The sequence below is a fragment of the Caballeronia sp. LZ024 genome, from assembly GCF_031451455.1.
Classification (GTDB): Bacteria; Pseudomonadota; Gammaproteobacteria; order Burkholderiales; family Burkholderiaceae; genus Caballeronia; species Caballeronia telluris.
Map to the genome: position 1 here is coordinate 2,789,617 of NZ_JARUXL010000001.1, position 14,637 is coordinate 2,804,253.

Below are 14,637 nucleotides of genomic sequence, written 5' to 3' on the forward strand. Positions count from 1 at the left end.
CCCATGACACGCCCGCACAAACTCGCGTTGACGATGCAATTCCCCGCCGCGAAGGCGTATCCGTCGCACAAGGCCGTGTTGCCGCGCGCGACGGTCGCGCGCTGGATCAAGGCCACGCTTTTCGCCGACGCCGAGCTGACCATCCGCTTCGTCGGCGAAGACGAGGGACGCACGCTCAACCGCACGTATCGTCAGAAGGATTACGCGACCAACGTGCTCACCTTCGCCTACGCCGAATCGGAAGACGATCCGGTCGCGGGCGACCTGATCCTGTGCTGTCCCGTCGTCGAGAAGGAAGCCGCCGAGCAGGGCAAGCCGCTCGCCGCGCACTACGCGCATCTGATCGTGCACGGAACGCTGCATGCTCAGGGCTACGATCACGAGGACGACACCGAAGCCGCCGAAATGGAATCGATCGAGACGGACATCATGCGCGCGCTCGGCTTTTCCGATCCCTACGTTCCGATTCCCTGACGACGCCCGACCCGCCGTGAAAGACGAGACGCCCGAAATCCAGTCGCTTGCACCCGCTCCGGCGGACTATCCGCCGCAGCTCGTCGATTCGCCGCTTCTCACCGACGAAGAACTCGCCGCGTCGCGCGAGCATACGTTGAGGAACTGGGACGGCAAGTCGGATTTGTGGCTCTTCGGCTATGGTTCGCTGATCTGGAACCCGGGGCTTCCGACCGTCGAAGCCGTGCGCAGCAAGGTGCACGGCTATCATCGCGGGCTTTATCTGTGGTCGCGCGTGAATCGCGGCACGCCCGAGCAGCCCGGCCTCGTGCTCGCGCTCGATCGCGGCGGCTCGTGCACCGGCATCGCGTTCCGTCTCGACGGAGAAGGCGCGCAGGAACATCTCGAAGTGCTCTGGCGACGCGAAATGGCGATGGCGTCCTACCGGCCCGCATGGCTGCCGTGCACGCTCGCGGACGGCCGGCGCGTCGCGGCGCTCGCGTTCGTCATGCGGCGCGACGCCACGTCCTACACCGGCAAGCTCGCCGATCCGGTCGTGCGCACGGTGCTCGGCTGCGCGAGCGGCCGCTATGGCACGACGTTCGACTACGTGAGCCGCACGGTCGTCGCGTTGCGCGAGAGCGGCATGCCGGACCGCGCGCTCGAAGCGCTCCTTAAGCGCTGTCAATCGCAGGAATGAGACACTTCCGAGCCCATTCCTATGATCATTCCGATGACCTGAAAAGCGCACGCTCGTCCGTTCGGACAACGTGTTTTTCTCGACATACTTCCCGCACATTTATCAGTTAGCATGGTTGCCGAGATTCCAACGCCGCGTGCGCCGGGCCGTGCAGCCGCGCTTTTCCCATCGTGTATGCTTAACTTTCCGCCAATTCGCGCCCCGATACTTGCGGGCGCCCCGCTATGAACGACGCTTATCCCAGTCGACGACACACCGACAAACCGCAGGAAAAACGCTCCCTTCTCGAGCGTCTGACCGATTTCATCTCGCACGAACCCGAGTCGCGCGACGAACTGCTCGAAGTGCTGCAGGACGCCCACGAACGCAATCTGCTCGACGCCGATTCGCTTTCGATGATCGAGGGCGTGTTCCAGGTTTCCGACCTCTGCGCCCGCGACATCATGGTGCCGCGTGCCCAGATGGACGCGATCAACATCGCCGAGACGCCCGCCGAATTCATCCCCTTCGTGCTCGAAAAGGCGCACTCGCGCTATCCGGTGTTCGAGGGCAACCGCGACAACATCATCGGCGTGCTGCTCGCGAAAGACCTGCTGCGCTATTACGCCGAAGAGGAATTCGACGTGCGCGGCATGCTGCGCCCCGCCGTGTTCATCCCGGAATCGAAGCGCCTGAACGTCCTCCTGCACGATTTCCGCGTGAACCGCAATCACATCGCGATCGTCGTCGACGAATACGGCGGCGTCGCGGGTCTCATTACGATCGAGGACGTGCTGGAGCAGATCGTCGGCGACATCGAAGACGAATACGACTTCGACGAGGAAGCCGGCAACATCATTTCGTCGCCGGACGGCAAGTTCCGCGTGCGCGCGCTCACCGGCATCGAGCAGTTCAACGAGGAATTCGGCACCGAGTTCTCCGACGAGGAAGTCGATACCATCGGCGGGCTCGTCACGCATCGGTTCGGGCGCGTGCCGCATCGCGGCGAGAAAGTGCGCATCGACGACTTCGCGTTCGAAATCCTGCGCGGCGACGCCCGGCAGATCCACGTGCTGCTCGTGCGGCGCGTGCCGCACATGAGCCAGCACGAGCGCCGCCTGCACGAGGGCGAAGAAGACGACCGCGGCTGATCGTCCTGCGCGGCTCGCGTGAGCCGCCGTTGTCCGGCGCGCGGGTCAACGCGCGGGTCAACGCGCAACTCGCCGCGCCATCATCCCTTCCAGCCGTCCCCCGACCGTAATCAATGGCCGATTCATCGTTTCGCCTCTTGCGCCGCCGGCGCAGCCCGTCTTCCCAAGCCAGCGAAGCCGCCGCACTGCCGTTCTGGCATTACCTCGTCGCGGCGGTGCTCGGCGCAGCCAACACGTTTTCCTTCGCGCCGACGCCTCATGGCGGCTGGCTCGAACTCGTCGTCTTCGCGCTCTTCTTCGCGTGGCTTTCGCGCACGAGCGGCTGGAAAAGCGCCGCGCTCACCGGCTGGGCGTTCGGCTTCGGCAATTTCGTGACGGGCGTCTGGTGGCTCTACGTCAGCATGCATTTCTACGGCGGCATGGCCGCGCCACTCGCTGCCGCCGCCGTCGCGCTGTTTTCGCTTTATCTCGCGATCTATCCGGCGGCGGCGTCGGTCGTGTGGTCGCTCGTGGCCGGTCGCGCTCGATACGACGACACGGAACGCGCGGCCATCGAACCGCGTTTCGTTCCGACCTGGCACGGCGCGTTCGCCTTCGCGAGCGCGTGGGCGCTCGGCGAATGGCTGCGCGGACTCGTCTTCACCGGCTTCCCGTGGCTGTCGAGCGGCTATGCGCAAGTCGACGGGCCGCTCGCCGGCTATGGCGCCATCGCGGGCGTGTACGGCGTCGGCTGGGTGCTCGCGCTCGTGGCCGCGCTCGTCGTGCAGGCGTTCTACAGCGCGCGACGTCGTGAACGGGCTGCGCGCTTCGCGCCGGGCGTCGTCGCGGTGGCGCTCATCGTCGCGGGGGTGCTGCTCTCGCTCGTCCAGTGGACGACGCCCGCCAACTCGCCGCTCACCGTGCGCCTCCTGCAAGGCAACGTGAAGCAGGAGATGAAGTTCGAGCAGGAAGGCGTGAACGCCTCGCTCGCGCTGTATCGGCGGATGATCACCGAGAAGCCCGCCGATCTCATCGTCACGCCCGAAACCGCTCTGCCGGTGCTCGCCGTGCAGGTGCCGGAGGACCTCGCGCTCGCGCTGCGCCAGTTCGCGGATACGACCAAATCGTCCATCCTGTTCGGCGCCATCGGCGTGACGATCACGCCCGAAGGCCGCGCGAAGGATTTCACCAACAGTCTCTTCGGCATCACGCCCGGCTCGTTCGACGTCTATCGCTACGACAAGCATCACCTCGTGCCCTTCGGCGAATTCGTGCCGCTCGGCTTTCACTGGTTCGTGAACCTGATGGGCATTCCGCTCGGCGATCTCGCGCGCGGGCCGTCGGTGCAAAAGGCGTTCTTCGTGCACAACCAGCCGGTCGCCGTCGACATCTGCTACGAGGACATCTTCGGCGAGGAGATCGCGAAGACGCTGCGCGAACAGGTCGCGCCGGCAGGCATTCTCGTGAACTCGACCAATCTCGCCTGGTTCGGCGATACCATCGCGCTTGACCAGCACTTGCAGATCGCGCGGATGCGCTCCATCGAAACCGGCCGGCCGATGCTGCGCGCGACCAATACCGGCATGACCGCGGTGATCGCGGCGAACGGCGAGGTCGTCTCGAAACTGCCGACCTACACGACCGGCACGCTCGAAGCCACCGTGCAAGGCACGTCCGGGCGCACGCCGTATGTCACGAGCGGCAATCTGACCGTGATCGCCGTGTCGCTGCTGCTGCTCGCGTTTGCATTCGCCTTCGCGCCGTCGAACCGGAATGGCCGCAGGAAGTGAAACAGTCGGCCAGCAGGTGGCACGAAACGCCCCAAAGCCGCACGCGCCCTTCATTCAGCTAAAATTCAACGTTTTAGCACTTTGACCGGCCTTGGGCGTCCGCTCTCGCGACGCTCTGGCGCCGGTCCGCCTCAAAGGCAATCATGCTCACTTTTCAGCAAATCATCCTGACGCTGCAATCCTATTGGGACAACAAGGGTTGCGCGCTTCTCCAGCCGATCGACATGGAAGTCGGCGCGGGCACTTCGCACGTCCACACGTTCCTGCGCGCGATCGGGCCGGAGCCGTGGCGCGCGGCCTACGTGCAGCCGTCGCGCCGCCCGAAGGACGGCCGTTACGGCGACAACCCGAACCGCCTGCAACATTACTATCAGTATCAGGTCGTGCTGAAGCCCGCGCCGGAAAACATCCTCGATCTGTATCTCGGCTCGCTCGAAGCGCTCGGCTTCGACCTGAAGCAGAACGACGTGCGCTTCGTCGAGGACGACTGGGAAAATCCGACGCTCGGCGCGTGGGGGCTCGGCTGGGAAGTGTGGCTGAACGGCATGGAAGTGACGCAGTTCACGTATTTCCAGCAAGTGGGCGGGATCGACTGCAAGCCGGTGCTCGGCGAGATCACTTACGGGCTGGAACGCCTCGCGATGTATCTGCAAAAGGTCGAGAACGTCTACGACCTCGTCTGGACCGAATGGGAAGAAGACGGCCCGAACGGCAAAGAGAGGCGGCGCCTCACCTACGGCGACGTCTATCACCAGAACGAAGTCGAGCAATCGACCTACAACTTCGAGCACGCGAACGTCGATTTGCTGTTCAACTTCTTCAATAGCTACGAAGCCGAAGCGAAGAAGATGATCGACGCAAAGCTCGCGCTGCCCGCCTACGAACTCGTGCTGAAGGCCGGCCACACGTTCAACCTGCTCGACGCGCGCGGCGCGATCTCCGTCACGGAACGTGCGGCGTATATCGGGCGGATTCGCGCGCTGTCGAGGCTCGTCGCGCAGGCGTACTACGACTCGCGCGAAGCGCTCGGCTTTCCGATGCTCGGCAATCCGGTGCATCCGGCGGCCGGCCTCACCACCGACGAACACGACGCCGCCATGCCCGCCTGGGCGCCGCCGCTGAAGGTCGAACGCAACATCGACCCGGTTTGACGAGACACGAAACAACAATGACGCAATCCAATCAAACCTCCCTGCTCGTCGAGCTGCTCACCGAAGAACTGCCGCCGAAGGCGCTCGCGCGTCTTGGCACCGCGTTCGCCGAAGGCATCGTGCAACGTCTTGCCGCGCGCGATTTGATCGACGGCGAGCCGGGCTTCGAAAAATACGCGACGCCGCGCCGCCTCGCCGTGCTGGTGAAGAACGTGCGCGCGGTCGCGCCGGAAAAACAGGTGCGCGAAAAAGTGCTGCCGGTGTCCGTCGCGCTCGACAAGGACGGTCAGCCCACCGCGCCGCTCGCGAAGAAACTCGCGGCGCTCGGCTTCCCCGACTTTCCGCTCGCCGAACTCGAACGCGCGCAGGACGGCAAGGCAGAAGCGTTCTTCCTGCGCTACGCGGCGCCAGGCGCGACGCTCGCCGACGGCCTGCAAGCCGCGCTCGACGAAACGCTCGCCAAGCTGCCGATTCCGAAGGTCATGACCTACCAGCGTCCGGACGGCACCAACGTGCAGTTTGTGCGTCCAGTGCAGCGGCTCGTCGCGCTGCATGGGCGCGAAGTCGTGCCGGTCTCGGCGCTCGGCATCGATTCGGGCGATACGACCATCGGCCATCGCTTCATGTCGCATGGCTTCGTGCAGATTCCGAACGCCGATAGCTACGCCGAAACGCTGCTGTCCAAGGCGCATGTGGTGCCGAATTTCGACGACCGCAAGGAATCGATCCGCACGCAGTTGCAGGCTTTCGCGGGCGAGGATCGCGTCGTGATGCCGGAAGCGCTGCTCGACGAAGTGAACGCGCTGGTCGAATGGCCGGTGGTCTATCAGTGTCATTTCGGCGAGGAATTCCTTCAGGTGCCGCAGGAATGCCTGATCCTCACGATGCAGACGAACCAGAAGTATTTCGCGCTGACCGACGCCGATGGCAAGCTGCGTTCGCGCTTCCTGATCGTGTCGAACATCGATACCAAGACGCCCGGCGACATCGTCGAGGGCAACGAGCGCGTCGTGCGTCCGCGTCTCGCCGACGCGAAGTTCTTCTTCGAGCAGGACAAGAAGAAGCGGCTAGCGGATCGCGTGCCGCTGCTCGCGAACGTCGTCTATCACAACAAGCTCGGCTCACAGCTCGAACGCGTGAAACGGCTCGAAGCGCTCGCGGGCGAGATCGCGCCGATGGTCGGCGTCGATGTCGCGCTGACCCAGCGCGCCGCGCTGCTCGCAAAGGCGGATCTGCTCACCGACATGGTAGGCGAATTCCCCGAGCTGCAAGGCACGATGGGTACCTACTACGCGCGCCACGACGGCGAGCCGGAAGAAGTCGCGCTCGCGTGCTCGGAGCATTACCAGCCGCGCTTCTCCGGCGACGAAACACCGTCGACGGGCGTCGGCTGCGCGGTCGCGCTCGCGGACAAGCTGGAGACGGTCGTCGGCATCTGGGGCATCGGACTGCAACCGACGGGCGAAAAAGATCCGTTCGCGCTGCGCCGCCATGCGCTCGGCGTGCTGCGCATCCTGCTCGAAAAGCGCCTTGCCATCGATCTGCTGGAGTTGCTGCGCGTCGCGCAACAGCAGTTTGCCGGGATGCCGCAAGTGGCCGAATCGACGGACGCGATCTATGCATTCTTCCTCGATCGCCTGCGCGGCGTGCTGCGCGAGCGCGGCTTCAACGCGAGCGAAATCGACGCCGTGCTGAGCCTGAACCCGACGCGTCTCGATGACATCGTCGCGCGCCTCGAAGCCGTGCGCGAATTCGCGGCGCTGCCGGAAGCGGCGTCGCTCGCGGCGGCCAACAAGCGCATCTCGAACATTCTGAAAAAGTCGACGGAAGCGGTGCCGTCGAGCGTGAAACCCGAGTTGCTCGTCGAAGCCGCTGAAAAGGCGCTCCACGCGCAGCTCGAACAGGTCGCGCCGCGTGTGCAGAGCCAGCTTGCCGAGCGCAACTATACGGAAGCGCTGTCGGCGCTCGCCGCGCTGCGCGATGCCGTCGACACCTTTTTCAACGACGTGATGGTGAATGCGGAAGACCCGGCGCTGCGAAGCAACCGGCTGGCTCTCCTTGGCGCGCTGCATCAGCAGATGAATTGCGTCGCGGATATTTCGAAGCTCGCCGCGTAAGCGTGCGAGTCCAGGCGCCCTCTCCATGAATCCGAACAGAAAGCTCGTCATTCTCGATCGCGACGGCGTGATCAACGTCGATTCCGACGCCTTCATCAAGTCGCCCGACGAATGGGTCGCGATTCCCGGCAGCCTCGACGCCATCGCGCGTTTGAACCAGGCCGGCTGGCATGTGGCGATCGCGTCGAACCAGTCGGGCATCGGCCGCGGTCTCTTCGACATGGCCGCGCTCAACGCGATGCATCAGAAGATGAACCGCGCGGCGGCGGCCGTAGGCGGGCGTATCGACGCCGTGTTTTTCTGCCCGCATACCGCCGAGGATCAATGCGATTGCAGGAAGCCGAAGCCGGGCATGCTGCAACAGATCATCGACCGCTTCGAGATCGATCCGGCACACACGCCGGTGGTCGGCGATTCGCTGCGCGACCTGCAATCCGGCGCGGCACTCGGCTTTCCGGTGCATCTGGTGCTGACGGGCAAGGGCGAAAAGACGCTCGCCGCAGGCAACCTGCCGGCGGGCACGAAGGTGCACAAGGACCTGCGTACCTTCGTCCTCGATTTCCTCGCCCAGAACCAGGATTGACCCGCTCATTCACTCGATGAGCGGCGCACCATAAGAATTCACGCCAATGCGCTTCATCCGATCGCTGCTGCTGCTGATTTACTTCATCGTGTACACGGTTCCGTACGCGATCGCCTGCTTCATCGCGTTCCCGTTCCTGCGCGCCGACAAGCGCTACTGGATGGCGGCGGGCTGGTGCAAATCGACGATCGTCGTGTTGCGCCATCTGAACGGTATTCGCTACACGATCGAAGGCTGGGAGAACCTGCCCGACGGTCCCGCCGTGTTGCTGCCGAAGCACCAGTCCGCGTGGGAAACGATCGCGTTTCCTGCGCTCATGCCGCGTCCGCTTTGCTACGTGTTCAAGCGCGAACTGCTCTTCGTGCCCTTCTTCGGCTGGACGCTCGGGCTTCTGAAGATGGTTCACATCGACCGCAAGCAGGGCAAGGACGCATTCGCCTCGGTGACGCGCCAGGGCCGCGCGCGCATGGACGAAGGCGCGTGGGTCATCATGTTTCCCGAAGGCACGCGCACGCGCGTCGGCAGCCAGGGGAAGTACAAGACGGGCGGCGCGCGCTTCGCGGTTGCGACCGGCGTGCCCGTCGTGCCGATCGCGCATAACGCCGGGCACGTCTGGCCGCGCCATTCGTTTCTCAAATATGCGGGTATAGTCACGGTGTCGATCGGCAAGCCGATCGACACTGCGGGTCTCACGCCGGAAGAAGTGAACCAGCGCGTCGAGACCTGGATCGAAGCGGAAATGCGCCGTATCGATCCGGCTGCTTACAGTTCGACAGACGCAGGTTCGACGCACGCGCCCCGCGCGTCCGCAGGCCGCTGAAACGACTGCACCCACGCCGAGCCGCGCATTGTCCTTTTCGTTGTTCTCGTCCTTCCTGCGCCGCGAGCGCAAAGCTGAGCCGATGCAGAAGACCCCATCGCGGCAGCGTCCCGCTGTCGCGCTCGACAACCTGCAACTCGATCTGCCGTTCGCGGATACGTCGGGCGCCGCCGAGCGCGCCTCGCAGACGCCCGCGCCCCTGCTCGGTGAGATCACGCCGGGTGCGACTGCCGCCTCGCCGTCCTACGCGCCCGATGGCACGCGGCTGCGCCGCCTCGTGCTCGGCCAGCAGACGCTCGACTATCGTCTGAAGCGCTCGTCGCGCCGCACGATCGGCTTCATGATCGACGGCACCGGCCTTGCGATCACCGCGCCGCGCTGGGTGACACTCGCCGACATCGAAAGCGCGATCGTCGACAAGCAACTGTGGATCTTCAAGAAGCTCGGCGAGTGGCAGACGCGCGTCGAGCAGCGTGCGCTGCCGCGCATCGACTGGAAAGACGGCGCGCAGTTTCCTTATCTCGGCAGGACGATCAGCGTGTCGCTGGGATCGGCGCAACGGGCGCTTCATTTCGACGAGCCGAGCGGCGTGCTCTCGCTCGCGCTGCCCGCGCTCGCCGATCCGCAGCAGATCAAGGACCGCGTGCAAGGCTGGTTGCAGACCGAGGCGAAGCGCATTTTCGGCGACCGGCTCGTCGTGTACGCGCACAAGCTCGGTGTCGAGTTTCGTGCGTACGGGCTGTCGTCGGCGGCGACGCGCTGGGGCAGTTGCTCCAGCGACGGCAAGATTCGCCTCAACTGGCGGCTGATCCACTTTCCGCTTTCGATCATCGATTACGTCGTCGCGCACGAGCTCGCGCATCTGCGCGAGATGAACCATAGTCCGCGTTTCTGGCAGACGGTCGAATCGATCTTTCCCGAATTCCGCGAAGCGCGGCACACGCTCAAGCACCATCCGCCGGAATTGCTACCGGCGCTCTGAGCCGCACGCGGCCTGCGAGCCTCGACGGCCGGCGCTACAATTTTGCACGCGGCCTTCGCGCGCACGAGTGCGAACGAGTGCGAAAGACACCGGCGTTCACGGTCTCCGAACCCGCCCAAGACAACCCCACAGGAAACCCACCATGCGACTTCTCCACACGATGCTGCGCGTCGGCGACTTGCAGCGTTCCATCGACTTTTACACGCGCATTCTCGGCATGAAAGTGCTGCGCCAGAGCGAGAACACCGAGTACAAGTACACGCTGGCGTTCGTCGGCTACGGCGACGAAAGCGAAGCCAGCGTGCTCGAACTCACCTACAACTGGGGCACCGACAAATACGACCTCGGCAGCGCCTACGGCCACATCGCGATCGAAGTCGACGACGCCGCCGGCGCGTGCAACCGCATCCGCGAAGCAGGCGGCAAGGTGACGCGCGAGGCGGGCCCGGTGAAGGGCGGCACGACCGTGATCGCGTTCGTCGAAGATCCGGACGGCTACAAGATCGAACTGATCGAAAAGCACTCGCACGTCGCGGGCGTCTGACGCTTAAAGCAAGCCTGCCGGGCGCCGGCTCGCCATGCGGCGAGCCGGCGCTTTCTTTTGCGCCGCGCCGTGTGCGCGCGCGACCATTCATTCGACCCCGCGCTCAACCTCACCTTTCGCGCCGCGTGCCGTTCGGTGGCAAAATCGACGCTCCATAACAGTGCATTCGCCTGAGCGCGAATGCCTCACAAGACGAGACATGAGCACCCCTGCCCTTTCCCTGCGACGTGCGCCGGACGCGACGGCTGTCATCGTGATGGTGGTTCTGTGCGCCGCATGGGGTTTCCAGCAGGTCGCGATCAAGGAAGCGAACGCGTCCTTTCCGCCGATGCTGCAAGCGGGCATCCGATCGGCCATCGCGACCGTGCTCGTATGGCTCTGGACGCGCTCGCGCGGCACCGCGCTCTTCGCGAGCGACGATACGCTCGGCGCCGGCCTGCTCGCGGGCGTGCTGTTCGGCGGCGAATTCGTCTGCATCTTCTTCGGCCTGACGCTCACGACGGCCACGCGCATGGCCGTCTTCCTCTACACCGCGCCGTGCTTCACGGCGCTCGGGCTGCACTGGTTCGTCGCCGGCGAGAAGATGCGCCGCGTCCAGTGGCTCGGCATCGCCGTCGCGTTTTGCGGCATCGCGCTCGCGTTCGCGGACGGTTTCCTGCACGCCGATCCGAACCGCGCTTCGACGTTGCACGGCGTCGCCGGCGACGCGCTCGGCGTGCTCGGCGGCCTGCTATGGGCAGCGACGACGGTCGTCGTGCGCGCGAGTTCGCTCGCGCATGCGAGCGCGAGCAAGACGCTGTTCTATCAACTGGCGGTTTCCGCGATCGTGCTGCTGGCGCTCGCGTTCGCGCTCGACCAGACGCACGTCGCGACGGTCACGCCGCGCGCGCTCGCGAGTCTCGCGTATCAGGCGATCGTCGTGGCGTTCATCAGCTATCTGACGTGGTTCTGGCTGCTGACGCGCTATATGGCGTCGAGACTGTCGGTGTTTTCGTTTCTGACGCCGATCTTCGGCGTGACCTTCGGCGTGGTGCTGCTGGGCGAGCACTTCACGCTGCGTTTCCTGATCGCGGCCGCGATGGTGCTGGCCGGGATCGCGCTCGTGAACACGCCCGTCAAGCGCGCGTGAAGGACGCGTGAAGGGCGCTCAACGCGTCTTCGCGACCGCCTGCGCGAGCGTCACATACTCGGCAACCGGCACTTCTTCCGCGCGGCGCGCGAGATCGAAACCGAGCGCATCGAAATCGACTGTGTCGCGATACGCGGCGAGCGTATTGCGCATCATCTTGCGACGCTGCGAAAACGCCGCCTGCACGACCTCGCCAAGCACGCGAGCGTCGACGGCCGGCAACTCGTGCGGCGCGAACGGAATCATCCGCACGATCGCGGAATTCACCTTCGGCGGCGGCTGGAACGACTCGGGCGGCACGTCGATCAGCTTGTCCATCGAATAGCGATACTGAAGCATCACCGACAGCCGGCCGAAATCCTTCGTGCCCGGTTCAGCGATCATCCGGTCGACGACTTCGTCCTGCAGCATGAAATGCTGATCGACGACTTTCGGCGCGAACGACGTCAGGTGAAACAGCAGCGGACTCGAAATGTTGTACGGCAAGTTCCCGACGATCCGCAGCGACGGCTTCTCGCCTTCCAGCGCGAGCGCGCCGAAGTCGAAATCGAGCGCATCGCCCGCGTGCAGCACGAGCAGGTCGCCGAAGCGCTTGCCGAGCCGCGCGATCAGGTCGCGGTCCAGTTCGACCGCGTGCAGCGGCGACTCGGGCGTGGCGAGCCGTTCGATCAGCGGCGCCGTGAGCGCAGCCAGACCCGGGCCGATCTCGACCATGCGTTCGCCGCGCGCAGGCCGAATCGTATCGACGATCGAATCGATCACGCCCTGATCGACGAGGAAGTTTTGCCCGAAGCGCTTGCGCGCGAAATGGCCCTGGTGCTTGGTGGACATCGAAAGAACCGCTTAAGGACTGCGAGATGGATGGGATCGAACGGGTCAGCCCGCGCGCCGATGGCTCGCCATCGAGACGGCCGTGTCGATGGCCGCGATCATGCTGCCGGCGTCCGCGCGGCCGGTGCCCGCGAGATCGAGCGCGGTGCCGTGATCGACCGACGTGCGGATGATCGGCAGCCCGAGCGTGACGTTGATGCCTTCGCCGAACGTCGCGAATTTCAGCACCGGCAGGCCCTGGTCGTGGAACATCGCGAGCACGCAATCCGCGTCTTTCAGATAGCGCGGCTGGAACAGCGTGTCGGCCGGATACGGGCCCGGCGCGTCGATGCCGAGTGCGCGCGCGCGTTCCAGCGCGGGCGCGATCACGTCGATTTCCTCGCGGCCCAGATAGCCGTTTTCGCCCGCGTGGGGATTGAGGCCGGTCACGAGAATGCGCGGCGCGGCGATGCCGAAATGCGCGCGCAAGTCGTGATCGATGATATACAGCGTCTCGACGATGCCACGGGCCGTGAGCGCCGCCGACACGTCCTTGAGCGGCAGATGCGTGGTCGCGAGCGCGACGCGCAGCGGCCGTTCGCCCGTGCCCGCCAGCATCATCACGACGCGCGGCGTATTCGTGCGCTCGGCGAGATATTCGGTGTGGCCGGTGAACGGAACACCGGCGTCGTTGATCGTGCTCTTTTGCAACGGCGCCGTGACGATCGCGTCGAACCGGCCGGCGAGCGCGCCGTCGATCGCGGCGTCGAGCAGGCCGAGCACATAGCGTCCGTTGGCCGCGTCGAGCTTGCCCGCCAGCGACGGCACCGCAAGCGCGTGATGCTCGATGTCGATCTGGGCGCTGTCGAGCGCTGCCTGCGAGCCCGCGCGATCCTGCAACAACGCGCGGTCGCCGAGCACCGTGAAACGCGCGGAAGGCCAGCGTGTCGCCGCCTGACCGAGCGCCGCCGCAGTCAATTCGGGACCGACTCCGGCGGGCTCGCCGGTGGTGATCGCGATGGAAAGCGGACGGGCGTCGGAGGCGGCGTTCATCGTTGCTGGTCCCGGGTTACTGGTCTGCTTGCACCGCGATGCCTTTGTATTGCACGTAGGCGGTATCGCGCAGCTCGCGCAGCCAGTCTGAATACGCCTGCTCGGCCTTGCGCTGGCCGATGGCCTGGCGCGCGATGTCGAGCTGCTGCGTGGCCGAGCCTTCGGCGTCGCGGCGGCCGAGCACCTGGATCAGGTGATAGCCGTATTCGCTGCGCACCGGATCGCTGACGTCGCCGTCCTTCAGGTTGTTCATTGCACGCTCGAACTCGGGCACGGTTTCGCCCGGGCTGATCCAGCCGAGATCGCCGCCTTGCGACGCCGAACCGTCCTGCGAATACGTGCGCGCGAAGTTCGCGAAATCGCCGCCGCCGACCACGTCGCGCTTGATGTCGAGCAGCTTCTGCCGCGCCGCCGACTCCGACATGCCGTCCGACACGCGCAGCAGAATGTGGCGCACGTGCGTCTGCACGAGCTTCGGCGCGTCGGCTGCCGTGCCCTGTCCCGAGCGGCGCTCGACAAGCTTGATGATTTCGAAGCCGCCATCCGTGCGGATCAGTTGCGGCACGACCTGGCCCGGACGCAGCGTGGCAACCGCCGTCACGACGCCCGCGGGCAGCGAGCCTTGCGTGCGAAAGCCGAGATCGCCGCCCTTCGCGGCGTCGGTGTCCTGCGAATTCTGCTTCGCGAGTTTCGCGAAATCGTCGCCCGACTGCGCTTCCTTCAGCACGGCTTCCGCCTTCGCCTGAACCGCGGCGATGTCGGTCTGCGACGCGTTCGGCGGCAGCTTGAACATGATGTGCTGCAGATGCAGGTCGCTCGTCTGCTTCGCGTTCGGGCCGCGCTGGCTCGCCACGTAGTTCGCGATTTCCGCGTCGGACACGGTGATCTTGCTGTCGACTTCCTTCTCGCGCAGCTTCGAGAGCGTGAGTTCGGTGCGCGCGTCGCGCGTGAACGTCGACCAGGGCACGCCTTGCGCCTCGATGCGCGCGCGGTATACGTCGAGCGTCATCTGGTTCTGCTGCGCGAGACGTTCGAGCGTGCGGTTCACCGTGGCGTCGTCGACGTTGATGCCGTCTTCCTTCGCCTTCTGCAACTGGACGCGCTCGATCACCATCTGGTCGAGCACCTGACGCTGCAACTGCGCCGTCGGCGGCAGCGGCGCGTTCTGCTGCTGCAGACGCCGCGTGATGAGCCCGACGCGGTCGAGCAGTTCGCGTTGCGTGATGACGTCGCTGTTGACGACCGCGACGACCGAATCGGCGAGTTGCACGTTGCCCTTCGACAAGGCCTGCGCGCCGGCGGGGGAACTCAGGATCAGTGCCGCGGCGAAAGCGCCCGCTGCCAGCGTTGTCGATCGAAACATGTTCATGTTTGCCACAAATACTCCATCAAATAC

At 65.2% G+C, this 14,637-nt stretch carries 14 protein-coding genes; 11 read left to right on the plus strand and 3 right to left on the minus strand.

Annotated features, from left to right (window positions below; genetic code table 11):
* The first annotated feature begins 3 nt into the window (after positions 1-3).
* From ybeY to QCE48_RS12595, 11 genes are all read left to right on the plus strand, one after another.
* The gene (gene ybeY, locus QCE48_RS12545) at positions 4-474 is read left to right on the plus strand and encodes an rRNA maturation RNase YbeY (protein WP_309787477.1); all 471 of its coding nucleotides are present in this window, start codon (positions 4-6) and stop codon (positions 472-474) included.
* A gap of 16 nt (positions 475-490) precedes the next feature.
* A complete protein-coding gene (locus tag QCE48_RS12550) occupies positions 491-1,153 on the plus strand; it encodes a gamma-glutamylcyclotransferase (RefSeq protein WP_309787476.1) in 663 nt (220 codons plus the stop codon).
* A 224-nt stretch (positions 1,154-1,377) separates the two neighbouring features.
* Positions 1,378-2,283, plus strand: coding sequence for a transporter associated domain-containing protein (locus tag QCE48_RS12555; protein WP_309787475.1), 906 nt, complete (start codon positions 1,378-1,380; stop codon positions 2,281-2,283).
* 113 nt (positions 2,284-2,396) lie between these two features.
* The gene (lnt, locus tag QCE48_RS12560; RefSeq protein WP_309787474.1) at positions 2,397-4,052 is read left to right on the plus strand and encodes an apolipoprotein N-acyltransferase; all 1,656 of its coding nucleotides are present in this window, start codon (positions 2,397-2,399) and stop codon (positions 4,050-4,052) included.
* A 143-nt stretch (positions 4,053-4,195) separates the two neighbouring features.
* Entirely contained in the window at positions 4,196-5,203 is a 1,008-nt protein-coding gene (gene glyQ, locus QCE48_RS12565) for a glycine--tRNA ligase subunit alpha (protein WP_309787473.1), read from the plus strand.
* 17 nt (positions 5,204-5,220) lie between these two features.
* Positions 5,221-7,320, plus strand: coding sequence for a glycine--tRNA ligase subunit beta (gene glyS, locus QCE48_RS12570; RefSeq protein ID WP_309787471.1), 2,100 nt, complete (start codon positions 5,221-5,223; stop codon positions 7,318-7,320).
* Positions 7,321-7,345: 25 nt separating this feature from the next.
* Positions 7,346-7,903 carry a D-glycero-beta-D-manno-heptose 1,7-bisphosphate 7-phosphatase gene (gene gmhB, locus QCE48_RS12575; RefSeq protein WP_309787470.1) on the plus strand — a complete coding sequence of 186 codons (558 nt, stop codon included), beginning with the start codon at positions 7,346-7,348 and terminating at the stop codon, positions 7,901-7,903.
* A gap of 46 nt (positions 7,904-7,949) precedes the next feature.
* Positions 7,950-8,723 (plus strand): lysophospholipid acyltransferase family protein, encoded by a 774-nt coding sequence (locus tag QCE48_RS12580; protein ID WP_309787469.1) that lies wholly within the window; start codon positions 7,950-7,952, stop codon positions 8,721-8,723.
* A gap of 82 nt (positions 8,724-8,805) precedes the next feature.
* Positions 8,806-9,705: a SprT family zinc-dependent metalloprotease gene (locus QCE48_RS12585; protein ID WP_309787467.1), complete on the plus strand. Its 900-nt coding sequence runs from the start codon at positions 8,806-8,808 to the stop codon at positions 9,703-9,705.
* Positions 9,706-9,847: 142 nt separating this feature from the next.
* A complete protein-coding gene (gene gloA / locus QCE48_RS12590; RefSeq protein WP_309787466.1) occupies positions 9,848-10,249 on the plus strand; it encodes a lactoylglutathione lyase in 402 nt (133 codons plus the stop codon).
* A gap of 199 nt (positions 10,250-10,448) precedes the next feature.
* A complete protein-coding gene (locus tag QCE48_RS12595) occupies positions 10,449-11,378 on the plus strand; it encodes a DMT family transporter (RefSeq protein WP_309787465.1) in 930 nt (309 codons plus the stop codon).
* Positions 11,379-11,396: 18 nt separating this feature from the next.
* Here QCE48_RS12595 and rsmA read toward each other — a convergent pair whose 3' ends face one another.
* From rsmA to QCE48_RS12610, 3 genes are read right to left on the minus strand one after another with little or no spacing between them, the layout of a single operon-like run.
* On the minus strand, positions 11,397-12,209 hold the full coding sequence (gene rsmA, locus QCE48_RS12600; RefSeq protein ID WP_309787464.1) for a 16S rRNA (adenine(1518)-N(6)/adenine(1519)-N(6))-dimethyltransferase RsmA: 813 nt from the start codon (positions 12,207-12,209) through the stop codon (positions 11,397-11,399).
* 45 nt (positions 12,210-12,254) lie between these two features.
* Positions 12,255-13,241: a 4-hydroxythreonine-4-phosphate dehydrogenase PdxA gene (gene pdxA / locus QCE48_RS12605; RefSeq protein WP_309787463.1), complete on the minus strand. Its 987-nt coding sequence runs from the start codon at positions 13,239-13,241 to the stop codon at positions 12,255-12,257.
* Between the two features lie 16 nt (positions 13,242-13,257).
* Entirely contained in the window at positions 13,258-14,604 is a 1,347-nt protein-coding gene (locus tag QCE48_RS12610; RefSeq protein WP_309788332.1) for a peptidylprolyl isomerase, read from the minus strand.
* Positions 14,605-14,637 lie beyond the last annotated feature (33 nt).